Origin of the sequence: Cohnella pontilimi, from assembly GCF_005049045.1 — a bacterium.
Classification (GTDB): domain Bacteria; phylum Bacillota; class Bacilli; order Paenibacillales; family Paenibacillaceae; genus Cohnella; species Cohnella pontilimi.
This window is the reverse complement of record NZ_SUPK01000004.1, coordinates 242,843-268,469: the sequence shown is the minus strand read 5'-3', so window position 1 is coordinate 268,469 and position 25,627 is coordinate 242,843. Positions and strand designations below refer to the sequence as shown.

The following is a 25,627-nucleotide window of genomic DNA, read 5'->3' as shown; positions in this document are numbered from 1 at the left end:
ACATCCCATCTTCGCTTGATATTATTGAACTTAAAGAAATTCATAAATAGCTTTTTGTTGCATTTGAATTGTTATTTTAAAAGATGTATGAGACGATAGGAGTAAGAGAGGGGGCAGGCTTTGTTGCTGCAGGAATTCGATCATGAGTTCGCGCAATTCCTCTATTATACGCCCGGATATCTCGAGAAAGAAGGGCAGTTGTGGCCCGTGCGGGCCGGCCGGAGCATCGCTAAACCCCACTACAAGGTCGGACCGAAAAGGATCGAATGTTACAGCATTCATTTCGTCCATGAAGGAATCGTTCGTTTTGAATTCGACGGCGAATGGATTGACCTTGGGCAAGGGGACTTATTTTGCTTGTTTCCGGAACGAACCTACTACTATTGCCAGGTGCCTTCGGAAAATCCTCTTCGATTGAGCTGGCTCGCCTTGGACGGCAGCAGGGTCAAACCTTTGTTGGAGCTCTCCGGACTGACGCCGGAAAGTCCGTTTCGCAAAATAGTTCCGCTTGCAGTCCGAGATTCGGCCGAACAGGTGATTCAAGCGCTTTCCCACGGAGAACGGTGGATGCCGGCCTCTGCCATGAAGCTGCAGACGTTGATTTGCGGTTTGTTCGCCGATTTCATCCCGGATTCGGCGCTAAGCGATGCGGCCGAGCCTTCCGGCTGGATCCACGAATGCATGGATTTCATGGAGCTTCACGCCACCGAGGGCATATCCGTGCAGCAAGTCGCGGCTTTCGCGGGTGTGCACCGTTCCTACTTTACCAGTGTGTTTACCGGTCAAGTCGGCATGTCTCCGCAAAAATACATTCAGAAAATCCGGATGGAGAAGGCCAAACGGCTTCTGAAGGAGACGGGCGCGACGGTTACGGAGATCGCCATGTCTTTGGGTTATCCGAACTTGTATTCCTTCACCAGGGCGTTCACCGTTTATCATCGAATCTCTCCGAACGCATTTCGGGCAGCGGGCAGAGAATGATTTTTTTGCGGTAAAAATGTAAGCGTTTTCCGCGCATGACATGTTAAAGGAGACATTGCAACATGAAGCTTTTGAACCCTCGCAGGTGGATAACGCCCAGGGGCATGCAAGGGAAAATATTTATCGGGTTCGCTCTGGTTACCCTGCTGTCCATCGTCTCCGTTACAAGCATCGTGTACGTGAATATGCGTGATACGATCAAGCATAATGCGGTAACTTCGGTATCGGACAGTATCCGTCAGGCGGACGAGTCCCTCAATATCATGCTTCAGGAGATCGACCGGTTGAACACGGTCGTCGTCACCAATAAGAACACGGTGATCGATACGATCTTGAGCCCGAATGAGGAAATTAGCTATGAGTGGTTCCAGGAGCAAAAGCGGATTAGCGAGTTCCTGTCGGGACTCATCGATTATAAACCTTACATATCAAGGATTGCCGTCGTCGGCACGAACGGGAAGGTGTTTTTCACCGGAAGTCCTTGGCTCGACCGCTCCTTTCTGGAAACGCCGATGATGAAGGATATTCTGCGTAACGGATCGCGCCACGCGTATTTCAAGCCGGCCGGAACGGACGATGTCATTACCGTCGGCCGCGAAATTCGTTACGACCGTAAAGCGATCGGCGTCGTCATGGTGGATTTGAACTATGATTTTATCAAGAAAACGTATGGCGTAAAGCCGACGGTGGACAGCATGTTATACGTGCTGGACGAAAACAACGGGTTCGTCTATCAATCGGAATCCATGCCGGAATCCGATGCTCCTTCCGTGGATACGATTGTCAAGGTAAATCGGCAATTCTCGGGACGCGGCGTGGCAGATCAAGTCATCGACGGAAAATCCTATATTGTCGTCAAACGCCAATCGGCTTACACCGGTTGGACGACACTGGCGTTAATCCCCATGGACTCGCTGCTCAGCGAATCCACCAAAATCCGGAATCGGATGATCGAAGTGTCGGTCATCGTATTCATCCTCATTCTCATCGGATCGCTGCAGATGTCCTACCGTACCACGATCCACATTCAAAAGCTGAAGTCCATGATGATGTGGGTGAGGGAAGGTAATTTATCCTTTCCGCGGACGGAGATCAAATCCAAAGACGAAATCGGAGACCTTTACCGTGTTTTTATCGACATGGTCGAAGATTTGGAACGGTTGATGGAAGGGATACGAATCAGTGAGAAAAAGAAGCGGGAGGCGGAATTGACCGCGCTGCAGGCGCAGATCCGCCCGCATTTTTTGTACAACTCTCTCAATACCATCAAGTATTTGGCCAATTTGAATGGGGTGCCCAATATCGAAGAGGTGTCGGGTTCCTTAATCGAACTCATGCGGAGTGTGCTTGGCAACTCTAACGAATTTCTCACCTTGCGGGAGGAATTGGACTACGTCGCAAGCTACGTGTCGATCGAAAAATACAAGTTTATGGAGCCGGTCCAAGTGGTGACGCAGATTGAGGATGACGCCTTGCTGAAGTGCAGAGTGCTCAAGCTGATGTTGCAGCCGTTGGTGGAAAATGCAATCATCCACGGAATCGGTCAACTGGGTCAGGAAGGATTCGTGCGGATTCGCGTCTACGCGGAGCAACACGACCTCATCATCGAAGTCACGGACAACGGCAAGGGCATGACGCAGGAAGAAATAGAGCTTCTGCTTGGAGAGCCGGAAAAGGAAAAGAACTCGTCCCGCTTCAGCGGAATGGGCGTGCGGAACGTGCATGAACGGATCGTGCGCATGTACGGCGAGCCGTACGGCGTGAAGCTGATGAGCGAGCCGGGACGTTACACGAAGGCGGAAATCAGATTCCCATTGCATAACGAGACGGAGATTTCCGCGAAAGAGGTGGTATAAGCCATGTTCAATGTGCTTCTCGTTGACGATGAGCCGTTGGTTCGTCATCATCTGTCGACGCTCACGGATTGGAACAGACACGGTTTCGACCTGAGCGGCGAAGCGTATAACGGCGCCATGGCTTTGTCGATGATCGAGCAATCGCCCCCGCACATTGCCATCATCGACGTGAATATGCCCGAAATGGACGGCGTGGAACTGAATCGTGCGATTCGGGAAAGGTTTCCCGCGGTCAAGACGATCATGCTCAGCAGCTACGATGATTACGATTACGTGCGCGAGTGTTTGAGGAACGGCGCAGTCGATTATTTGCTGAAGCACCGGCTGGATGACACGTCACTCTTGTCCAGCTTGAATAAAGCGGTCCAGGAATTGCAACGGGAGGATCGGAGGCATGCTCGCCCGGCGGGCGAAATGGCAGAGCGAACGGACCTTCATAGCATTCGCGACTGTCTCGCGGATATGGCCAGAGGGAAGCCGGATACCGTCCATGAACTTGAAAGGATCGCGCGTAAGAACGGCATGTTCGCCCAAGCTGCCTGCTACGTCACGGCGGCCGTGCAGATCGTTCCTTTCCTGCTGCTCACGGAGTCCTATAGCGACGCGCAAACGAATCGGATGGTCCGGCAGGCCGTCGATATCGTGCAGCAAAGCTTGGGCGACATTCTCGAACGGCCGGCGGCCTACGTGGAAGACGGTCGCCTGGTTGTCGTTCTCGCATTTCGGGAGCGCAGCGAACATGCAGTTGCTAGCGAGGCCGTCAGATTGATGGGCAAGCTCCAGCACTCGCTTGAGCTGTATTTGAATTTGAAATCCATCTATGCTGTCGGTCACATATGTGGCAAGTTGTCGCAAATCGGAGCAAGTTACGCCGCGGCGGTGAGAATTCTCGACAACTCCCCTTCCACGGAGCCGGCAAGCCGCATTCAGCCGCGTCATTCTTTGACGATTGAAGAGCAGAAGCAGCTCCTTTTATCAATCGAGAGGCTGGACGAAGAAGCCATGCATCAGTTGATCGCCTCCATTTTCGCAACCATTCGCCGACAGCCGGTTCATTCCCATGCTGTCCAAATGATCGTCCGTGAATTTTTGCAGCTTGGGGATAAAGCGATTGCCAAATGTCTGCGGGTCACCGATACGACGAAGCCGTTGCCTTCACGCGACGATCTGAAGAGAATCGGCAGCGTCGAAGAACTGGAGCAATGGCTGCGATGCTATTATGCCGATTTGCTGAAGCTGCTGAAACAGCATCAGGTCAGCGGCTCCTATTCCCGGCATGTGTCGCAGGCGATCCAATATATCCAGGAAAACTATTCGGGCAACGTCACGTTGGAGCTGGCAGCCGGCGCGATCGGATTAAACCCTTCGTACCTCAGCCGAATATTCAAAGAAGAAACGCGGTCGACGTTTTCCGAATATGTGAACCGGGTACGCATCGATGCGGGCCGAAGGCTGCTCGAGAGCGGCCGGTATTCCGTCAAGGAGATCAGCAATCGCGTCGGATTTTCCACTTATAATTATTTCTTCAAAGTGTTCAAGGAATTGACCGGGATGACACCGCACGCCTATGTAAACAGCTTCAGCTTGGTCAAGAGGTAACCGACGTAAAATAAGTGGAGTAAATAGTCATATATTTGGAATTTAGCGCTTTCAATCGTGAAATATAATGAACTCACACCGCGGCAACGCTTACAAAACCGTCTGGTGAATCGAACAACGGGGGTCACAGATTCATGCGTAAACACTGGAAAAGAACGGCGATGATCGCGACGATCGCTGCCGGTCTGACGCTGGCCGGATGCAATTCCGGATCCGGCGATAAGAAAGAGGCGGGACCAACGGCATCGGCGTCAACCGAAAATGCCGTCAATGAAAGCGGATTCCCGCTCGTGAAGGATAAGATCACGCTGAAAATGTTCACCCGGATCGCTCCTTCCAACGGTCCGTTCAAGGATATGCCGGTGTTCCAGGATTACGAGAAAATGACGAACGTACACGTGGAATTCACCGAAGCGCCGACAGACGGCTTCCAGGAGAAGAAAAACCTGTTGTTCGCGTCGAACGAACTTCCGGACGCGGTGTACCGTTCGGGACTTACGCCTCTCGAAGCGACCCGTTACGGGGCAGCGGGCCAGCTGATTCCGCTGGAAGGCTTGATCGAAAAGTATGCGCCGAACCTGAAGGCGCTCATGGATCAGAATCCCGAAATCCGCGCGAGCATCACGACTCCGGAAGGCCACATCTACGCGATTCCGGGCATCGTGACGCTGAACGCGGCGCGTACGGACAAGAAGTGGATTAACCAGGCTTGGCTGAAAAAGCTGAACCTGAAAGTTCCGGAAACGACGGACGAGTTGTACGAGACACTCAAAGCATTCCGCGACAAGGACCCGAACGGCAACGGCAAACAGGACGAACTCCCGATGACCGCTCGGGCCGGCGTACCCGGCCAAGGAATACCGGTCGTCAACATCATGAGCGGTTCGTTCGGCTTGGATCAGCAGCTCGGTTACAACATCAACCTGGTCAACGACAAAGTGGAAATCTGGATGGGCAGCGACAAATACAAAGAACTGCTGATGTACCTGAACAAGCTGTACAAAGAGAAATTGTTGGATCCCGAGGTCTTCTCCCAGAAGGAAGCGCAATATTTGGCCAAACAAGCCTCGGGTAACACGGGATTTTTCTTTGACCAGACGAACAATCCCTTCCGGGACATCGCAGTCCAATACGTGGGGATCTCGCCGCCGGCCGGCCCGTACGGCGACCGCTTGCAGGCCCAAGCCGCGCCGATCGCCCGGGATTTCGGAGCGTTCGCCATCACGTCGGAGAACAAATACCCGGAAATCACGATGCGCTGGATCGATTACTTCTACAGCGATGAAGGCTCTACCATGCTGAGGTTCGGCCGGGAAGGCGAGAACTACGAGCTGAAGGACGGCATTCCTTACTACACGGAAGCGTTCTTGAAGTCGGGCAACCAATCGAAAATCACTCCGTACGCCGGCGGAGGCGCTCCCCATCTCATTAGCGACAAGGTCGCGTCCTTCATCAATCCGCCGCAAGTGCAGGCGGCCCAGGACCAGCTCACGCCGTTTATGCCGAAGGTGAAATACGGTGCGCCGATGTTCGATGAGCAAACCGCGCAGCGCGTCAACGTCCTGACGAACGATATCAACAAGTATTTCGAAGAACAGAGCACGAAGTTCATCGCCGGAGCACTCAGTTTCGACAAGTGGGGCGAATACCAGTCGACCCTGAAGAAGCTGAATATCGACGAGCTGCAGAAAATTTATCAGGATGCCTATGACAAGATGAAGAAATAAAAATCGGATTCAAGCATCCTCAAACGACACTGCGAAAAAGGGCTCGGAATTCCGAGAGAAGCGTTCGACGAGAATGCTTCTCCCGGGATGAAGAGCGCCTTTCGCTTTTGAAAGGAGAAGATTCCCATGAAGAGCGCGCAAGCCCAAATGGCGGCCGCTCCGCCTCAGGTGCGCACGCGGCGGGGAAGCGGGTTGTTCACGCGGATCGCCAAGCGGTATGACTTGTATTTGATGCTGCTTCTTCCGGTCGCCTGGTATTTAATCTTCCAATACGGGCCGATGTACGGACTGCAGATCGCGTTCAAAAACTTCGTTGCCAGCAAAGGAATCGGAGGCAGCCACTGGGCAGGCCTCGAACACTTTACGCGGTTTTTCGATTCGTATTACCTTGGCAGGCTCCTCTGGAATACGTTGTCCATCAATTTATTCTCGATGCTCATCGGATTTCCGATTCCGATCCTTCTTGCGCTCATCGTGAGCGAAATTCAGAACAAAACGTTCAACAAGGTACTGCAGAACATCACGTTCATTCCCCACTTCATATCGGTCGTCGTCATCGTTGGGATTTTGACGGTGTTCCTGTCGCCAACGGGCGGTCCCATCAACTCGTTGATTCAAGGGCTCGGAGGCGAGCCGATCCGCTTTATGGAGTCGGCCGGGTGGTTCAAGACGATCTTCATCAGTTCGAACATCTGGCAGAACATGGGCTGGCAGTCGATCATCTATATCGCGGCGCTGAGCGGGATCAACCCCCAGTTGTATGAAGCCGCCAAGATGGACGGAGCTTCGCGGCTGCGGCGCATCTGGCACGTCTCCATACCGGGGATCGTCCCCGTCATCGTCATTTTGCTGATTTTGGACGTCGGGCATTTCATGGACATCGGCTTCGAGAAAATTCTGCTCATGCAGAACAACCTGAACTCGGAAGCGAGCGACGTCATCTCCACGTTCGTTTACAAGACGGGCATTCTCAACGGGGAGTACAGTTACACGGCTGCCATCGGACTGTTCAACTCGGTCATCAATTTGACTTTGCTCCTGCTCGTGAACCGCTTTGCGCGCAAAACGGCGGAGACAAGCTTATGGTAAGGGGGGCAGGCGACATGTCCAAGCAAGCGAAGCTTAGCGGGCAATCGGATGGGCGGGTGTTCAATGCGGTCAATTATACGATCGCGACGCTCATCATCTTGATCGTGCTGTACCCGCTCGTGTTCGTCGTCAGCGCGTCTTTCAGTAATCCGGCCAAGGTGTTGGGCGGAGAAGTATGGCTGCTGCCGAAAGGGTTCACGCTGGCCGCTTATAATTACATCCTGCACGACGGGAAAGTTTGGCTCGGGTATCGCAACACCCTTTTGTATACGGTGGTCGGCACGGCAGTCAACATGGTCATGACGATTCTGGCGGCTTATCCGCTGTCCAGGCCGGACCTGCCCGGGCGCAAATTGCTGATGGTTCTGATCACGCTCACCATGTTCTTCAACGGCGGGCTGATCCCGACCTACCTGCTCGTCAAAAGCCTGGGCATGGTCGACACCATGTGGGCGCTGATCGTGCCCGGCGCGATCGCCACTTACAATCTGATTGTCATGCGGACGTATTTCCAATCCAGCATCCCTTGGGAGCTGCAGGAAGCCGCACATATAGACGGCTGCTCCAACTGGCGGCTGCTCGTCAGCATCATTCTGCCCTTATCGAAGCCGATCTTGGCGGTGATGGTGTTGTTCTATGCGGTCGGCCACTGGAACTCGTTTTTCGGCGCGCTCATCTATATCCGCAACGAGCATCTGTATCCGCTCCAGCTCGTGCTGCGCGAAATTCTGATGATTAGCACTGCCGGCTCCGCCGACGGCAATGTCGGAATGGAGAATCAAGTTCTGCTTGCCGAGGGCATCAAATATGCAGTGATCATTATCTCCAGTCTGCCCGTATTGATCATGTACCCGTTCGTGCAGCGGCATTTTGTCAAAGGCGTCATGATCGGCTCGATCAAAGGATGAACGGAGGTTCAGTGTAGAAGATGAACGCGAAGATCAAAATCGATTGCGGAAAGCCCAGCGAGCATACCGTCAACCCGTACCTGTTCGGGCACTTCGTGGAGGACATTCGGGATCATATGGAGGCCATGCTCGCTTTTCCTTTGAAGGATATGGATTTCGAGAGCGAAGCGGAGACGAAGACGGAAATATCGGGCAGTTGGACGGCTTTCACGAACGGAAGGAATACCCGGTACGCGCTGGAAGCGCCGGCTCCGAGGCATTCGGGCCGCGCACAGCGCGTCCGCGTTTTAAGCGATGACGAGGCGTATGCCGGCGTCGCGCAGAAGGCGGCGCTCAAGGGGCCGATCGCCTACAAGGTCAGGCTGGTGGCTCGTGCTTCCGTCGAGCTCCGTTATGTGATCGTGGAAGCGGTAGACCGCCTCTCGGAACAATCGCTCGGCCAGGTCCGCATCGATCTCACGAGCCATAATTGGTTGGAGTACGAAGCGATGTTGCCCGTTTCCCGCGCGTGCGTCGACGCGGAGGTCCGGATATACGTGCCGGCTGAACATCCTCGCTGGATCGACCACGTGTCCACCGGCATGCTCTGGATCGACCATCTGTCTTTGCTGCCGGAGGACAACGTCGGCCTCGTCAAGCGCGAGGTCGTGGACATGACGCGGGATTTGAACGCGGGCATGATGAGGCTCGCCGGCAACTATATCAGCGCCTACCACTGGGAGCACGGCGTCGGGCCGGATCTGGAGCGGCCCGTTATGTACAATGAAGCATGGGGTGGATGGACGAGCAAATATTTCGGCACGGACGAATTCATCCGGTTTTGCCGGGAGCTGCAAGTCGAGCCGCTCATTTGCGTGAACGACGGATCCGGCACGCCCGAAGAAGCCGCGCAGTGGATAGAGTACTGCAACGGGGGAATCGACACGCCGATGGGAGCACGGCGGGCGGCGAACGGTTACCCGGAGCCGTACAACGTCCGCTATTGGGAAATCGGCAACGAGGTGTGGGGGCAATGGCAGGTCGGCACTTGTACCGCGGACCGGTTTGCCGAAAGGTGCATTTCGTTCGCGCAAGCCATGAAGGCGGCCGACCCCTCGATCATTCTGCTGGCTTGCGGGCATACCAATCAGGAATGGAACAGGACGGTGCTAGACATTGCAGGCGAGCATTTCGACTATTTGACCCTGCACTTGTATCACGGCTACGGACGTTTCGGGATGAACCGGGAAACGCCGTCGGAAGAGCGCTATAAGGCAATGGCGGCGTACTCGGAGTGGACGCGCCAAGACATTCATGAGACGATGGCGCGGATTCTCGCGAATCCGAAGCACGCGCATGTGAAGATCGCCATTACCGAATACAACACGATGTACTACCCGAATACGGTCCGCAAAGGGCTGCCGGATGAGCATACGCTCGGCGCTGCAGTCGCCAATGCCGCCAACTTGAACGAGATGCTTCGCTGCAGCGACATCGTGCAGATTGGCAGCTTCTCCGATCTGGTGAACGGTTGGCTTGGGGGATGCATCCGGGTAGGCGACTATTATGCCGACCAGTATTGCGGCAAGGTATCCGGCTGGAGCGGATTGCCCCTCACGGTGTACGGAACGCCGACCTATGAAGTTATGAAGCTGTATGCGAATCGGGACATCCGGCGGATGCTTCCGATCGAGACCGAATGCGGGAGTTTCTCCGTCCAGGCCAACAAGCCGACCCCCATCGGGCTTGACGCGCTTCCGGACCTGGACGTCGCGGCCTGTGCGAATGAAGACGGGAGCGTCGTCACCGTTTTTATCGTGAACCGCAGCCTGCGGGAGGTAAAGACCGAGTTGAACTTGGAAGCCTTCCAGACTCCCGGGGAAACGATATTGCACGAGATTACCGGCAATTCCGCGGATGATATCAATTCCGTTTTCGCACCGAACCTTATCGGCTGTACGTCACGCATTGTACCGATTGCCGATTGGCAGAAGGGATATGCGTTACGTCCTTCGTCGATATATGCACTCGAGATCAAGGCAAAGCATGAAACGGGAGGCAGGGCATGACAACGGCAGCATATATCAAGGATTATCCGAGACCGCAATTCGTACGCGAGAATTGGCTGAATTTGAACGGCGAATGGGACTTCCGTTTCGATGACCTCAATGCGGGAGAGATGGAGAAGTGGCAGGAGAAGTTCGAAGGAACCCATAAGATTACCGTCCCATATACGTACGAAACGAAAGCGAGCGGAATCGGCATCGAAGAATTCCATTCGCAAGTTTGGTACGGCAAAACGGTTCATATCCCGAAAGATGCCGCAGGTAAACGTGTCATCCTGCATTTCCAAGCCGTCGACTATATCGCCAAAGTGTGGGTGAACGGCGTCATGGCGGGCAGCCATCAGGGCGGGTACGCGGCTTTTTCCTTCGATATTACCCCGTATCTGGTCTTCGGAGCAGACAACCGGATCACGTTAAAAGCGGAAGACAGCAATAGCTGCACGCAGCCTCGGGGCAAGCAGCGTTGGACGAAGGACAATTTCGAATGTTTCTATGTCCAGACGACCGGAATATGGCAGACAGTATGGTTGGAGTACGTTGAGGAACAGCGGCTGCAATCGGTCAAAATCACGCCGGATATCGACCGCCAAATCGTCCGCTTCGACTACGAGGTGGACGGAGTGGAAGAAGCCGCCGGAGATTTGAGGCTGGAAGCGATCGTGACGCTGAAGGGCAAACCCGTAAAGCGGGTGGGCTTGGCGATCGACCGCCCCTGCCTGACGGTGGAAGTCGATCTGGTACATGAGGCGAACGGTCCGTGGAAGAAATGCCTCTGGTCGCCGCAGAACCCGAATTTGTACGACGTGGAATTCGTTCTGTACGCGGAGGATCGCGTGGTGGATCGGGTACACTCCTATTTCGGAATGCGGAAAATCTCCATCGAAAAAGGCAAGGTGCTGTTGAACAATGCGCCGGTCTACCAAAGATTGATTTTGGATCAGGGGTACTGGACGGAGAGTCATCTGACCCCGCCGAGCGAGGATGCGCTCATCGAAGATATCGACAAGATTTTGGAGATGGGTTACAACGGCGTGCGCAAGCATATGAAAATCGAAGACGCCCGATTCCTCTATTGGTGCGACGTGAAAGGTTTGCTGGTATGGTCCGAAATGGCGGCTACTTTCGAATTCCATGACCGCGCGGTTGAGGCGTTCACGAAGGAATGGCTGGAAATCGTACGCCAACAGTACAACCATCCCAGCATCATTACGTGGGTGCCGTTCAACGAATCTTGGGGCGTTTCCACGATCCTGCGCGATTCGCGGCAACAGAAATTAACCGAGGGCGTCTATCATTTAACGAAATCAATCGATCCGCACCGTCCGGTCATCACGAACGACGGCTGGGAGCATACCGTATCGGATATTTTGACGTTGCATGATTACGTGCAGACCGGAGACGGATTCCTGAAGCGATACTCGGACAACAAAGACGCCATCGTAAGCAACGAAACGACCTGCAACCAATGGAAGTATGCCTTTGCCGAAGGATACGGATACCGGGGGCAGCCGATCATGATCACGGAGTTCGGCGGCATCGCCTATCAATCGGACAAAGGATGGGGCTACGGCCGTCAGGTGGAGTCGGATGAGGAATTCCTGACACGGTTCGAAGGGCTGACCCGTGCGATCAAGAGCTTGGATTACATTTGCGGATACTGCTATACCCAAGTGACCGACGTGCAGCAGGAAATCAACGGCTTGCTGACGGAAGACCGCAAACCGAAAGTTCCGTTGGAGAAAATAAGAGAGATTAATCTGGGATAACGGACATAAACGGAACGCGCAATAACAGGCAGACAAGGCCCTCCATCCGGGAGGGCCTTGTTGTATAAGAAAACAGGCTTTTCTCAATTACAAGAAGGCAAATAGACGGTAAAGGTCGTTCCTTCATTCGGCTTGCTCTGGACGCGAATGAATCCTCCGTGGGCTTTAACGAAATGATGGGCAATGGACAGTCCAAGTCCCGTTCCGCCCGTATGCCGCGAACGGGCTTCTTCCACGCGGTAAAACCGATCGAAGAGATGGGCAACATCTTCCTCAGGGATCCCAATGCCGGTGTCCGTTACGGAGACCCTGGCATAGATCGAACCCCGATCGACGACTTGATCCTCGATTTCAACTGAAATCTTTCCTCCAGCCGGCGTGTAGCGGATCGCATTGGTCAGTAAATTAATGAACACCTGTGCGATTCGTCTTGCATCGGCCATCACCTTCACCGGGCTTGTTTTCGAATTGAGGCGAACGTCCAGTCCTTTCTCCTCAGCCTCATATTTGACGTCCTCTACCATGCGTTCAAGGTGCGTCGTCAGATCGAGCGGCTTAAGATCCATTGACAGCCGGCCGGCCTCAGCCAATGACAACACATGAAGATCTTCGACCAACAGGCTCAAGCGAATGACTTCGTCGTGCAGTTGCAGCAGCATTTCCGGGGGGACCTGTTGCCCGGCGTGTTGGGCATTTTCCAGTTTTAGCTGCATGATGGACAGCGGTGTTCGAAGCTCATGAGCGACATCAGCTACCAACCGCCTGCGGGCGTCCTCAGCTTCCCGGAGGCGAAGCGTCATATCGTTGAAGGTCTGGATCACTTTACCGTATTCATCTTTCGTTTGCACGGGAACTTTCACGTCCAGGTCACCTTCTGCAACGCGTTCGATAGCAGCAACGAGTTTGCGAAGCGGGATTGTCAGCACCCCGGAAATCCACAAACTGAAGCCAAGTCCGAGTACAACGAAAAAGATTCCACTTCCAATCCCCATCGGCTTCGTTTTGACTTTAATGTACGTTTTCAAAATCTCGATTTGTTCTCCGTGTGGGGCGTTCATATAAGATGTACCGATTTGTTCATCGCGAAATTGATCGAACAAGTGGTCCATGTACATCTGATTCGTTATGGCATGAATGACACCAATCGTCAGAAGAAGTCCCATACAGACGAAAATTTTCTGGCGGACTGTCATGATTGTTCACCAAAGCGATATCCAAATCCGTAAACCGTTTGGATATATCGGGGATTGGCCGCATCATCTTCCAGTTTTCGGCGGAGATTTCGGATATGGGAATCCATCGTCCGATCGTACCCTGCGTACTCATCCTCAAGGGCTGCCTTTAACAATTGCAATCGGCTGAATACGATACCCGGCCGCGACGCCAACGTGAACAGGATTTTGAATTCTGTCGGCGTTAATTGTATTTCTTGACCATCCTTGAACACCTGACATCTGGCTTCGGAGATGGTCAGATTATCCCGCTCCAAAAGTTTCGCCTGATCATCCGGTCCCCGGAAGCGGCGAAGAATGGCTCGAATCCGCGAAGCGAGCTCGCGCAAACTGAACGGCTTCGTCAAATAATCGTCGGCGCCGATCTCCAAACCTACAATTTTATCCGCTTCATCCGACCTGGCCGTAACCATGATAATGCCGCAATGCGAGGTTTGCCTTAATTCACGGCATACGTCGATGCCGCTTTTCTCGGGGAGCATCCAATCGAGCACGACGAGATCAGGCTGTTCAGAGCGGGCAATCGCGAGCGCTTCCTTACCGGTTCGGGCAGACAATACCCGAAACCCTTCGCGTTGCAAAAATGTCTGCATTTCCTCCAACATGCCCGGTTCGTCCTCTACGAGCAACAGTTTCGGTTCCATCTCCCCGCTCCTTTTGTAGGGAGTTTGCGGAGCAAACTCTCAACTTTCCACATGGGTTTGATGCCATTATACCGTGATTTATTCAGGTCCCAATAGACATTCATGCAAATAGTGGAAGATCTGCATAAGTTCTCGACATTTGTTTTGTAAACTGACGGGGAAAGAGAGAAGGCGGAAAAATAACGATATCGGGAGGAAATGAATCATGAAAAGCATGGAAAGAGAGGATTCAAAAATGAGTAACCTGGTCTTCAAAGCACGTATCGTCTTTACGTGGCTGGCACGGCTATTTGCGGTTTGTATTATGATCCAAGTGTTTCTCGCGGGTCTAGCCTTGTTTTGGGATTCAGCCCGTTGGGCAAGCCACACAGGGTTCGCCAAATTTCTCATGATTCCCCCTATCTTATTGCTCATCACTTCCCTCGTCGCACGGCTGCCGCTCTCGCTGCGCCTGCGCAGCGCAGGTTTGATCGGCATGATCGCTCTAATGTTCGTCACCGCCAAATTATCGTCGAACATCGGTTATTTGGCGGCCCTTCATCCGGTAATCGCGATGATCATGCTTGGGCAAACGCTGTCCATTGCACGGATGTCCCATGCCCTGCAAAATAGCAACAATATTCCGGATCCTACCGCGAACCCGATCAAACGATCAAAATGCATGGATGAAGCGGGATGCCCCTCATTCTTAAGGCCATGATCGAAAGCCAAGATTATGCGAACCTAGTTAAAGAGGAGAATCAAAAATGAAGGATCGAACTGGAATTGGTAAATGGGTGGCAGGCCCAATTACCAGATGGGTTACTTTGTTGATTTGGTTAGTCGCGGCAGGGCTGTTAAACACGCTGGCACCGCCCATTAGCAAAGAAGTCGTGAATAATGCTCCCCCATTGCCTGACACCAGGCCATCCGTGCAAGCAAAAGAATTAGTTATGAGAGAATATCCGAATGCGGAAGATGCTCTTGCCCTATTCGTGTGGCACCGCCAAAGAGGACTGACCGATACCGACCTGCAGCACATCCAACAATTTACCGAAAAATTATCGACAAATCCCGTTCCGCATCAGACATCCGTACCGCCATTGCATCAAATGCCGCTTCAAGCTTTGAAAACGAAGCTGTCGGAGGACGGCAGTACCATCGTCTCGCCGGTATTCTTCAGTAAAAGCGCGCAATCGAATGAGTGGAAGGAAGGCGTAGACCAAGCGAAAAAAGAAGCAACCGCCATATTCGGTTCAGATCCGTTCGCGGTCGCCATCGATTCTCCGGCTGACTTGAACGCAAGAGTTACCGGTCAGGTCGGCATACAGGTCGACGCAACTGGAGTATTCGGTCAGGCCGACAAAACTTTGATGCTCGCCACTGTACTGCTTGTGCTCGTGCTGCTTCTGCTCATTTACCGCTCGCCGATTCTGGCCTTGACCCCGCTGGTTGCCGTAGGCATCGCTTACTTCGTCATCAGTCCGGTTTTGGGCTCGATGGTGCACAGCGGCATGATAACGGTGGAAAAGCAAGGAACCAATATCATGACGGTATTATTGTTCGGCACCGGTACGGATTATTGCTTGTTCCTCATTAACCGGTTCCGTCAACTGCTGAAGACCGAACCGGACAAGTTCAAGGCGCTTCGCGGCGCCATTACCGGATCGTCAGGCGCGATCGCGATGAGCGGTTTAACCGTCATTCTCTCGCTCCTTACGATGATCGTTGCGGAGTACGGTTCGTTCCGGCTGCTCGCCGCACCGTTTGGGATTTCCATCTTCATTATGGTCCTGGCCAGCTTGACGCTTGTTCCTGCTTTGCTCGCTATTATGGGGCGCGCTTCGTTCTGGCCGTTCATTCCGAGGACGACGGAAATGCTGGCCGAACGAGCTAATCGCAAGGGACGTCCGGCCCCGGCTTCGAAGAAGCCCTCGCGCAATTTGATCGGTTCCCTTGTCGTACGTCGGCCTTGGCTCATTACGGTCCTGACCTGCTTGGTGCTTGGCGGATTTGCCGTATTCTCGACTCAGGTGAAGTTCACGTTTGATAAGCTGGCCATGTTCCCAAAAACGATGGCATCCATCGAAGGATTCTCCGTCATCGGCGAGCAGTTCTCGCCCGGCGATCTCGCTCCCGTTAAAGTAGTCGTAGATACCGATGGCAAGGATGGGGACGTTGCACAGACTTTAGCCTCGCTTCCTTACGTGTCACAAGTATCCGAGCCGCAGGCAGGGAAGACGAATCCTGCAATTAAGGCGTATGACGTACGACTTAACCTGAATCCTTATTCGATGGAAGCGATGAATTTGATTCCGGAACTCCGTCAATCGATCGAAGGAGCGTTGCATCAGTCAGGCGACACGAACGCTGCGAAGCATGTATGGATTTCCGGAGAGACAGCGGAGCAATATGACACGAAAGAAACCAACATACGGGATATGAGCATCATCTTGCCGCTGATCATCATCATGATCGCAACGCTCCTAGTCGTGTATCTGCGTTCTTTGATCGCTGCGGCTTACCTTATTTTAACCGTATTACTCTCGTATTTGTCGGCTTTGGGATTAGGGTGGCTCGTCTTGCACCACTTCCTGGGCATGGATGTGATTCAAGGGACGGTACCGCTGTATTCGTTTGTATTTTTAATCGCGCTAGGCGAGGATTACAACATTTTCGTGATTTCTTCCATTTGGCAGAAGAGCAAGCGCATGCCGCTCAAACAAGCGGTCTTGGAAGGCGTGGGGGAGACGGGATCGGTCATTACATCGGCAGGCCTCATTCTTGCGGGTACGTTCGCCGTTTTGATCACGATGCCGGTTCAGTTGATGTTGCAAATGGGAGTCATCGTCTCGCTCGGGATTTTGCTCGATACGTTCGTTGTGCGTCCATTCCTCGTACCAGCCATTACGTTGCTTCTGGGTAGGTGGGCTTTCTGGCCCGGACGCCGTAACGTCGTTGCGGACACGGATTCAACATCTATTGAAGAGCCGGTTGATCCGTTATTAACCGGAGGTTGAGGATCGCGACTCTCCGAGTCAATCTAGGTAAATCGTTTAAAACCAAGGAGCTAAGCGGCCTGATTACGCTTAGCTCCTTAGTTTTTGACTCCACGCACCGATTCTATCACGTGTAAAGCAATTTTATTGCTTTACACGCAACCGACCACCGATAATTGCACCTGTAAAGCAACTTTATTGCCTTACACGATGCCACTTTTTGTTTAGCAAAAGTAAAAAAGGATGCCCCTCAGGTCATTTTAGACCTTTTGAGACAGCCCCTGTTACCGTTTTTGGACGAATTTCGTCCGAAAGGTTTACAAGTTCGATACAATTCGATAAATCGGCGATACATTCCTCTCTTACGATGGAGTCCACCACTTCAATTGGAGGAGAGGAAATGAGGAAACTGCCCGGAACCGGACGTTGGCTGATCGCGTTCGCGGTCGCCTTCGCTGCCGGGGGACTCTTTATTCAAGCGGAAAGCAACGGCGATTCGGCCGCTGCGCCACCTGCCGTCGTCTTGACGCCGCCCCCCGTCGCCAGCGCTGGAACGACGGACCCTTCTGCCGCTGCCGCGGAGCCGCCTTCCCTGCCGGCAGCGGAAGGGCCTGCAACCAAGCCTGCAACCAAGCCGTCAACTAAGCCTGCAACCAAGCCAGCAACGTCAAAGCCGGCAACGTCAAAGCCGGCAACGTCAAAGCCGACGGAGCCATCAAAGAAGCCCGTTGATCCGAAAGGGACGGCTCGCGTTGCTCAGGCGGCGTCAGCCTGGGCGATGAATAACCTGCCGTCGAAGACAGTCGAACGGAGCAAGAACGGAACGGCGGTTATTACGAACCCTTCCAGCCTGTATGTGTTGGTCAATAAAGAACGGAATTTGCCCTCTTCTTACGTCCCGAAAGATTTGACGATCCCGGACGTGCCGTTCTCTTTCTCCGGCGATTCTCCGAAGAAGCAGATGAGAAAGGAAGCCGCCGCAGCCTTGGAAAAGCTGTTCGACGGTGCATGGAAAGCCGGCATCGAGCTGAAGGCGGTGTCCGGCTACCGCTCTTACGCCACGCAGAAAGCAATCTTTGACCGCAACGCCAAGGCCAAAGGAGCCGAGGAAGCCAACCGCACCAGCGCCCACCCAGGCCAAAGCGAGCATCAGACGGGGCTCGCCATGGACGTCTCCAGCGCCAGCGTCGGATACGCGCTCGAGGAATCCTTCGGCGGCACGAAGGAAGGCCGCTGGCTGGCAAAGCACGCCGCCGATTACGGCTTCATAATCCGATATCCCCAAGGGGAGGAACGGATCACGGGATATACCTACGAACCTTGGCATGTCCGGTACATTGGTAAAGAGGCCGCCGCGGAGGTGGCCCGGAGCAAACTGACATTGGAAGCATTTTTTGATACATTGGAGGCATCCGCAACGAAAGCGTGAGCTTCGGCAAACCGCGGATGCGAGGTGATCCGATGACCAAACGTATTGTGGTGGCCGACGACGAACGCGGCATCGCCGACCCGATCGCGTACGCGTTCCGCAAGGAAGGCTACGATGTCACCGCGGCTTATGACGGTGAGGAGGCTCTCCGCCTGGCCGAAGAGTTCCGTCCGGACGTCATGGTGCTGGACGTCATGATGCCCAGGCTGACCGGCTACGAAGTATGCCGCAGGCTGGAAAACCGAAGCGGCATGGGCATCATCCTCCTCACGGTCAAGAACGATATCGCCGACAAGGTCGTCGGACTGGAGATAGGCGCAGACGACTACATGACCAAGCCCTTCGACATGCGGGAATTGATCGCCAGGGTGAAAGCCCTGCTGCGCCGGATGGAGTCGAAGCCCGCGAAGTCGGAGAAGCTCGTATCGGGACCGCTCGCGATTCATCCGGCTTCGCGCAGCGTGGAATTGGGCGGCGAACCGGTCGAATTGACGCCGAAGGAGTTCGATCTCCTGGCGCTCATGCTGGCTCATCCGAATCGCGTCTTCACCCGCGACGAACTACTCGACCTGGTCTGGGGGTTCGATTTCGCGGCGGGCACGCGGACGGTCGACATCCATGTCCAGCGGCTGCGCAAAAAGCTGGGAGACTACGGGCAGCGCCTGCTGCAAACCGTCTACGGCATCGGCTACCGTGCGGCGGGGCCGTCCGCATGACGCCGTTCAGCATCAAAATCAAATACAGTCTGTTTCTGGCCGTCCTGCTGATGCTGACCGTGCTCGTGCTCAGCCTGTTCGTGCTCGCGGGCATTCGGAACCACCAACGGGAGACGGCCGAGCAAAACCTGCTCCAGCTGACGCGTTCGGCCAATCTGGGCATCAAGCAGGTATATTATGAAAGCCGGACGCCCGAACCCTCGGTCTTTCTCCGCCGGAATGGCCGGCAGCTCGCCATGGATTTGGCCGTGAACGCCGGTCTGCGGGTCGTGCTTTACGGCCAGGACAAGGAAGCGGTCGGGGATTCCATGCCTCTCGGCCTTTTGCCGGACAGCGGCGGGATCGTCAATATCGCGGCGCAGGGCAAAATCGCATACCGGAAAGAAGGATCCGCCCTCTTGTACGCCGCTCCGATTCAGGGTCCCGGCAAGCAAATGGGCGTGATTCTCTTTCAATATCCGCTCGCGGCCGATTTGCAATTTTACGGGGAAATCCGGAACTTGTTCGTCTGGTCGGGCACCGTCGTGACGGCGGTCAGCTTCGTACTGGGTTATCTGTTTTTCGGCCGTTCCGCCTCCTCCGTCATCCGGTTAAGCCGGACGGCGGAAAGGATCCGCAGCGGGGAGTATCCTTCCGCTCCCCCGCTGAAACGGAGCAAAGACGAACTCGGCAGACTGAGTGAAAGCATCTACTACATGAGCTCGGCTATCCGCGCCAATCTCGAAGCCATGAAAGCCGAGGAGTCGAAACTGCGGCAGGCGGTCGACAAGTTGCAGCTCATGGAGCGGCAGCAGAAGGAGTTCATCGGCAATATCAGCCATGAGTTCAAGACGCCGCTCACGTCCATTAAAGCCTACGTGGAGCTGATGGCCATGTATCCGGACGACCCGGCTTTGCGGTCGGACGCCGTGGGCAATATCGGGAAAGAGACGGCGAGGCTGCACGACATGGTAGAAAAGGTACTGCGCCTGTCCGTGCTCGAGAAGTACGATTTCGAATACCATGCGGAACAAGTCGACTTGCGCGGCTTGTTGGAGGACTTGGCCGAGCGCATGAAGGCGAGGGCGCGGCGGCTGGGCCTGTCGATCCGCATCGAACTGTCTCCGGCCCTCGTTCTGGCCGACCGCGAGAGCCTCACCCACATTTTCGTCAATTTGCTCGACAACGCCATGAAATACAACGTGCCTGGCGGAGAGATCCTGATCACCTGCCGTGAGAGGCACGGGCAGGCGATCGTCGACGTCTCCGATACGGGCATCGGCATCCTGGAAACCGAGCGGGAACGAATCTTCGAACCGTTCCAAACGGCGAACAAGGACCGCTCCCGCCAAACCGGCGGCGCGGGTCTGGGCCTGCCGCTGGCCAAACGCCTCGCGGAGAAGCAAGGCGGAACGCTGACCCTGCTGCCGGACGATAAGCACACCGTATTCCGCGTCCAGCTTCCGGCACTCCCGGAATAAAATCCATGACAGGAAGGTGAGGAACCGTGCTGAATAGAACGAAAGCCCTTCTTCTGACGGCGCTTGGCATGAGCCTGTTCACTGCAGGCTGCGGCATTTCGGGAGGCTCCGGTGCTGAAGGGAATTCCCCGGCTCCTTCTCATTCGGACATTACGATACTTCCGAACCCGGAGAACACCTCCTACGGGACTACGACCGTTGAGCCGCTCGTGCGCATCGAAGGCGTGCGTGGGTCGGAATGGTTGAGCGACGACCTGCTGGTCGTCAGCAAGGAAAATCCCGACGGGCAGCCGGTAACGGTGGAAGGAACGGAGTACCGTCCTCTTAACCTATACGCCCATACCGTCTCCACGGGAGAGGAGGAGGCGCTTTCCCCAGGCCCCGAAAACCAGGGATATGCCTTGGCCAACCCCGGACGACGCCTCATTTTCTACAAAACGTTCGATTGGCAGAGCAATACGGGAACCGGCTATGTGATGGACCTGCAAACGCGGAAATCGGTGCGGATCACGGAAAAAGACGAATTGGAGCTGACCAACGGGGTTTGGCTCGATGAACGGACGATCCTTTATTCGTCGATGGACGGCAGACTGATCTCCGTATCCGCCGACGGAATGGACCGCAAGCAGTGGCCCGATCCGAAAGCCTCCATGCTCGGGAATTTATCGGCGCAGGGCGGCAAAATATACTACACTACCCCGCCGGGACTGCTGCTCGCCAGCGATATCGGCAGCGGGGAACGAAACGTCGTCGGCAAAAATGTCGTTTGGGCGGCGCCTTCGGCAGCCGGGGAGAAGCTGGGCATCGTGAATCGCATCAAGAGCGGGACCATGGAGCTCTACGTGACGGATGCCGACGGAGGGAACCGCCGGTCGATCGCCCAAGACAACCAAATCTTCGGCGTGGCCTGGAACGAAGCGGGCGACCGCCTCGCCTATTCGGCCATCGAGCCGAGCGGAACGACCAAGGGCGTCTATGTCGCGGATCCGTTGGCGGGGACCAGCGTGACCTTGCCCATCGATATCAAGTATATCGCCGACGCCCCACGTTGGAGCCCTTCCGGCGACAGGCTGATGATCACCGACACCCTTATCGGCAATGACCGAAGCAAACCGGCATTCGTCACCTATTTGGCGGCGGCGCAATGATCCTTGAGCCCGCCGATCAGATCGTCATCCCGACCCTGCTGGTTGAATGGCAAGGATTCGGTACACCCGAACAGATACGCCAACACTAGGCGTGTCTGTTTTTTGCTGTATCGGTGACCGAATACGATTGTCAAGGTATAATGGGTCCATAAGGGGGCGTACGGACGTGGGATACGTTGTCGATGTCAAGTTTGAACCGCCGAATGAGCTGCTTAGCAGCCTCCATGCGTACATATGCAAAAAATCTTATAAAAAAATCGATCTCACAGAGTCTTGGGCGGAACAGACCCGAGGACGGCTGACGGCCTCTCTGGCCGGTTTGTTAGATCAAACCGAAGCGGACGGAGATTGGAAAACGACACATCTGCTCGTTCAACTTTGTCCGAACAAGGCTGCGCCGGAAGATTTCGCAGCCTGGCTCGACGGGCTCACGACCGGAGATCTCTATGATTTGATTGCGGAGTATGGCAATCAGTTTCCGGAAAATATGGGCCATTATCGTTCCAAAACCTTGTCGATCTTTTCCGGTTGGCATCAGCAGTATTTTCAACATACCGATCCTGCGATTCTCGATGCCCTTCGGCGGGAAGAACACAACCGCACCAAGGAACTGCCGCATGAGGATCAAACCGAATCGTTCATCGACGAGACGACGAACGGCCTCGTTTTTCATCCAATGCCCGGATTGGAACGGATCATTTTAATTCCGAGCTATCACTTTCAGCCGATCAACCGTGTTTTCCATTACGGGAAAATGACGGTTTGCTATTACTCCGCAAGAATTGACCTCAGCGGCGAGGATTTTTTGTCCGCGCATGACTATCGCATGATCCGAAGCCTCGGTGAAAAAAGCAGACTCAAGATTCTACGATATCTTCATCAAGGACCGCGAAGTTTTATAGAAATCGTCCGCCATTTGGAATTGTCCAAAGGAATCACGCACGATCATATTTCCAAGCTTCGCAGCGCCGGGCTGATCCGAGCGCATTTCGCGGGCGAAACGCTCACGGTATACAGCTTGAGACCTGGAGCTCTGGAACTTATGCAGAAGAAGCTTCTGGAGTATATAGGGCAAGATTGATAAGGCGGTAGGTTAGGATTACGGCGGGACTCCATTTTTCTGTAGAAAGGTGGGGAATTTGTGCTGTAAAATTTGTTCTTAAAACACAGAAACATTTTGAAGTTCTCTATTTACAGAACCAAAAATCCAACTTATAATAGGCTCAACAATTAAATGCCTACTTAACGGGTAGGAATTGTAGACAAAATGTAGGTGGGAGAGTTGGTCATGAAAAAGACGGTTGCTTTATTTTCCACAATTGTACTTGCCAGTTCGTTGTTGCTTTCCGCTTGCTCGAAGGGAAACGATTCGAATTCCTCCAGCGGGCCAGCGGCATCGGCATCCGGGAGCGCCAGCGCCGGAACGGATCCGGCCGGTCAAAGCGGACTTACAGAAACGATACAGGCAAGCAATTTGTCCAAGCTTCCCGCAACGGCCAAAAATCGTAACGATACGATCATCGTCGGCCTTACCGATCCCAGCGGAGCATTCATTCCGTATTTCACGCAAAGCGGCTACGACGGCAACGTCAATTCGTTGCTGTTCACAACGCTCGTGACGGTAGACGACAAGGGCGTTCCTGCCCCGGGCCTGGCGGAAAGCTGGGAAGTGTCCTCGGATAACCTGACGTATACTTATCACCTTCATAAAGACCTGAAATTCAGCGACGGCTCTCCGCTTACAGCCGACGACGTGGCGTTTACGTGGACGATCCTGCATGACAAGGCATATGACGGCGATTCCCAGATTTCCACGCTGAATATTAAGGGCGGGAAAGCCTACAAGGAAGGCAAAGCCGCCAGCATCGAAGGCATCAAGGTCATCGACCCGCAGACGATTTCCGCCACACTGGAGAAGCCGAACGCCACAGCTCTGGTGATGCTGGGAGCCGAAGTCCTATCCAAAGCATACTACGGCAAAGACTATAAGTTCGGTCAGCTGGATTATATCAAGAAACTCGGCACGGCTCCGGTCGGCAACGGCCCTTATAAGCTGGAGAAATTCATTCCCGGCCAAGAAGTCCGGTTCGTCGCCAATGAGAACTTTTTCAAAGGCGCACCGAAAACTCCGCATTTCATTTATAAAACATCGCAGGGTGATACTTGGCAGTTCCTCGAAACCGGGGAAATGGATTTCGCTTCCTTCAGCGCAACCCAGGAAAACATCGACAAGCTGAAAGGCCTCGGGTTCGTGAATATTCTTCCGTACACACCGAGCACTTACGGCTACCTCCAAGTCAACCTGGAGCATGAAGCGTTGAAAGACAAAAGAGTGAGACAAGCGCTCACCTACGGCCTGGATCGTCAGAGCATCTATGTAGATGCCAACCAAGGAGCAGGAGCTGTCGCCAACATTCCGTCTTCTCCGATTTCCTGGTCTTATACCGAAGAAGGAATCAACCCTTACAAATTCGATACGGAAAAAGCGAAACAACTGCTCGACGAAGCCGGCTGGAAAGAAGGCTCCGGCGGAATCCGTGAGAAAGACGGCAAGAAGCTGTCGATTCATTACCTCGGCTCGAAAAGTAAAAATACCGATATCTTCATTGCGATTGCCAAAGAAAACTACAAAGAGCTAGGCGTTGAATTCCAGCCGGAAGTTTTCGCAGACTTTAACGCTTTGGTTTCCAAAGTGGAAGGCGGAGATTACGACCTCGTTTCGTTCTCTACGCCGCTGCTGACCGATCCTTCGGACGGCTTGCTGCAGTTCGTGGACGGCGAGATCAAAGGATACGACAATCCGAAATTCAAGGAACTGTACGATAAAGGGTTGGCCACGAGCGATATCGAAGAGCGGAAGAAGATCTACCAAGAGATCTATCAGCTGCTGAACGACGAACTCCCGGTTATCTTCACCAGCTACAAGAAAACCGTGTACGCCTATAACGGCCGGATTCAAGATCTGTCGGTCAGCCCGTTTAACGGCATCGCGCCGAGCCTGCCGAACTGGTCCCTGAAATAAAAACAATCGTCCCCTGTCCTGCGGCGTTATTGCGGACAGGGGTCTGTATATTAAGGAGCCGACCATGAGTACTTATTTGGCCAAACGACTCGTTTACATGGTGATCATCCTTTTTGCCGCTTCCCTGCTGATCTTCTGCCTTTACGCGCTCACACCAGGCGACTTCATCAGCGGCAACATCAAGCTTACTCCGGAGAGGAAAGCGGAGCTGAGGGAAATTTATGGACTCAATAAACCGGTGCTGGAGCGGTATGCAGTCTGGATGAAAAACGCCTTCCACGGTGACCTCGGTTTTTCGCTGTCCCAGCAGAAGCCGGTTCTCACGCTGTTTAACCAGTACATCTGGAATTCTTTCCTGCTTGCGGTCGTTTCCACATTCTTCACCTGGCTGATCGCGGTCATCATCGGCGTCATCGCCGCCTATAAGCAGTATTCTTGGTTCGATACGCTGGTGATGGTCGCCATCTTCGCGGCTATGTCTCTGCCGTCCTTCTTCATCGGACTGTTCCTGATCAAAATACTGGCCGTGGACTGGAAGTGGCTTCCGCCCGGAGGCATGTTAACGACCGGCAGCAACGCGACCGGTCTGGCCTACGTGAAGGAAGTCGTCCACCATATGACCCTTCCGGTGATCGTCATGACGCTGCTGGGCGTCGGTTCGCTGACTCGGTATTTCCGCAGCAACATGATCGACGTGATCAAGCAGGACTATATCCGGACCGCCCGCGCCAAAGGGATGAAGGAAAGAAAGGTGCTGTTTACGCACGCGTTGCGCAACGCGCTTCTCCCGGCCATTACGCTTGTCGGGTTTGAACTGCCGGCTTTGTTCGGCGGATCGCTCATCATCGAACAAATTTTCAACTGGCCCGGAATCGGGCAGCTCTATATGCAGTCGTTCTCGCTTAGGGACTATCCGCTGCTGATGGGCTTCACCATGTTAATCGCTGTCCTGACCGTCATCGGCACGCTGATCTCGGACATTTTGTACCGGGTGGCCGATCCGCGGGTCAGGTTGTAAGGGGGGCTC

At 54.1% G+C, this 25,627-nt stretch carries 19 protein-coding genes; 17 read left to right on the top strand and 2 right to left on the bottom strand.

Annotation, left to right across the window (positions count from 1 at the left end; translation table 11 throughout):
- Positions 1 to 120 precede the first annotated feature (120 nt).
- The 8 genes from E5161_RS10030 (at position 121) to E5161_RS09995 (ending at position 11,971) form a co-directional block, all read left to right on the top strand.
- Entirely contained in the window at positions 121 to 981 is an 861-nt protein-coding gene (locus E5161_RS10030; RefSeq protein ID WP_342773856.1) for an AraC family transcriptional regulator, read from the top strand.
- 62 nt (positions 982 to 1,043) lie between these two features.
- Positions 1,044 to 2,837: a sensor histidine kinase gene (locus E5161_RS10025; protein WP_136777599.1), complete on the top strand. Its 1,794-nt coding sequence runs from the start codon at positions 1,044 to 1,046 to the stop codon at positions 2,835 to 2,837.
- 3 nt (positions 2,838 to 2,840) lie between these two features.
- Complete coding sequence (locus tag E5161_RS10020) at positions 2,841 to 4,436, top strand: response regulator (RefSeq protein WP_136777597.1); 1,596 nt, start codon at positions 2,841 to 2,843, stop codon at positions 4,434 to 4,436.
- 134 nt (positions 4,437 to 4,570) lie between these two features.
- Positions 4,571 to 6,163 (top strand): extracellular solute-binding protein, encoded by a 1,593-nt coding sequence (locus E5161_RS10015; protein ID WP_136777594.1) that lies wholly within the window; start codon positions 4,571 to 4,573, stop codon positions 6,161 to 6,163.
- A gap of 126 nt (positions 6,164 to 6,289) precedes the next feature.
- Positions 6,290 to 7,252, top strand: a complete 963-nt coding sequence (locus tag E5161_RS10010) for an ABC transporter permease (protein WP_136777592.1) — start codon at positions 6,290 to 6,292, stop codon at positions 7,250 to 7,252.
- Between the two features lie 14 nt (positions 7,253 to 7,266).
- Entirely contained in the window at positions 7,267 to 8,160 is an 894-nt protein-coding gene (locus tag E5161_RS10005; RefSeq protein ID WP_136777590.1) for a carbohydrate ABC transporter permease, read from the top strand.
- 20 nt (positions 8,161 to 8,180) lie between these two features.
- Entirely contained in the window at positions 8,181 to 10,208 is a 2,028-nt protein-coding gene (locus tag E5161_RS10000) for an alpha-L-arabinofuranosidase C-terminal domain-containing protein (protein ID WP_136777588.1), read from the top strand.
- Complete coding sequence (locus tag E5161_RS09995; RefSeq protein ID WP_136777586.1) at positions 10,205 to 11,971, top strand: glycoside hydrolase family 2 protein; 1,767 nt, start codon at positions 10,205 to 10,207, stop codon at positions 11,969 to 11,971. The genes E5161_RS10000 and E5161_RS09995 overlap by 4 nt, the downstream gene beginning before the upstream one ends.
- A gap of 83 nt (positions 11,972 to 12,054) precedes the next feature.
- On the opposite strand, the gene E5161_RS09990 is transcribed toward E5161_RS09995, so the two are convergent.
- Together E5161_RS09990 and E5161_RS09985 are read right to left on the bottom strand one after the other, a co-directional pair.
- The gene (locus tag E5161_RS09990) at positions 12,055 to 13,164 is read right to left on the bottom strand and encodes a sensor histidine kinase (RefSeq protein WP_136777584.1); all 1,110 of its coding nucleotides are present in this window, start codon (positions 13,162 to 13,164) and stop codon (positions 12,055 to 12,057) included.
- Complete coding sequence (locus tag E5161_RS09985) at positions 13,161 to 13,847, bottom strand: response regulator transcription factor (RefSeq protein ID WP_136777582.1); 687 nt, start codon at positions 13,845 to 13,847, stop codon at positions 13,161 to 13,163. The genes E5161_RS09990 and E5161_RS09985 overlap by 4 nt, the downstream gene beginning before the upstream one ends.
- A gap of 205 nt (positions 13,848 to 14,052) precedes the next feature.
- Between E5161_RS09985 and E5161_RS09980 the strand changes: the two genes are divergently transcribed.
- The 9 genes from E5161_RS09980 to E5161_RS09940 all read left to right on the top strand — a co-directional run bounded on the left by E5161_RS09980 (position 14,053) and on the right by E5161_RS09940 (position 25,618).
- Positions 14,053 to 14,547, top strand: coding sequence for a DUF6220 domain-containing protein (locus tag E5161_RS09980; protein ID WP_211246725.1), 495 nt, complete (start codon positions 14,053 to 14,055; stop codon positions 14,545 to 14,547).
- 46 nt (positions 14,548 to 14,593) lie between these two features.
- Positions 14,594 to 16,846 (top strand): MMPL family transporter, encoded by a 2,253-nt coding sequence (locus tag E5161_RS09975; RefSeq protein WP_136777580.1) that lies wholly within the window; start codon positions 14,594 to 14,596, stop codon positions 16,844 to 16,846.
- 379 nt (positions 16,847 to 17,225) lie between these two features.
- Positions 17,226 to 18,254: a M15 family metallopeptidase gene (locus E5161_RS21120; protein WP_246042174.1), complete on the top strand. Its 1,029-nt coding sequence runs from the start codon at positions 17,226 to 17,228 to the stop codon at positions 18,252 to 18,254.
- A 32-nt stretch (positions 18,255 to 18,286) separates the two neighbouring features.
- A complete protein-coding gene (locus tag E5161_RS09965) occupies positions 18,287 to 18,970 on the top strand; it encodes a response regulator transcription factor (protein WP_136777579.1) in 684 nt (227 codons plus the stop codon).
- On the top strand, positions 18,967 to 20,430 hold the full coding sequence (locus E5161_RS09960; RefSeq protein ID WP_136777577.1) for a sensor histidine kinase: 1,464 nt from the start codon (positions 18,967 to 18,969) through the stop codon (positions 20,428 to 20,430). Before E5161_RS09965 ends, E5161_RS09960 begins: the two co-directional genes overlap by 4 nt.
- A gap of 26 nt (positions 20,431 to 20,456) precedes the next feature.
- On the top strand, positions 20,457 to 21,578 hold the full coding sequence (locus tag E5161_RS09955; protein ID WP_136777575.1) for a TolB-like translocation protein: 1,122 nt from the start codon (positions 20,457 to 20,459) through the stop codon (positions 21,576 to 21,578).
- Positions 21,579 to 21,744: 166 nt separating this feature from the next.
- Positions 21,745 to 22,659 (top strand): ArsR/SmtB family transcription factor, encoded by a 915-nt coding sequence (locus tag E5161_RS09950; protein ID WP_246042173.1) that lies wholly within the window; start codon positions 21,745 to 21,747, stop codon positions 22,657 to 22,659.
- Positions 22,660 to 22,866: 207 nt separating this feature from the next.
- Positions 22,867 to 24,600, top strand: a complete 1,734-nt coding sequence (locus E5161_RS09945) for an ABC transporter substrate-binding protein (RefSeq protein ID WP_136777573.1) — start codon at positions 22,867 to 22,869, stop codon at positions 24,598 to 24,600.
- Between the two features lie 64 nt (positions 24,601 to 24,664).
- Positions 24,665 to 25,618 carry an ABC transporter permease gene (locus E5161_RS09940; protein WP_136777571.1) on the top strand — a complete coding sequence of 318 codons (954 nt, stop codon included), beginning with the start codon at positions 24,665 to 24,667 and terminating at the stop codon, positions 25,616 to 25,618.
- Positions 25,619 to 25,627: the final 9 nt, after the last annotated feature.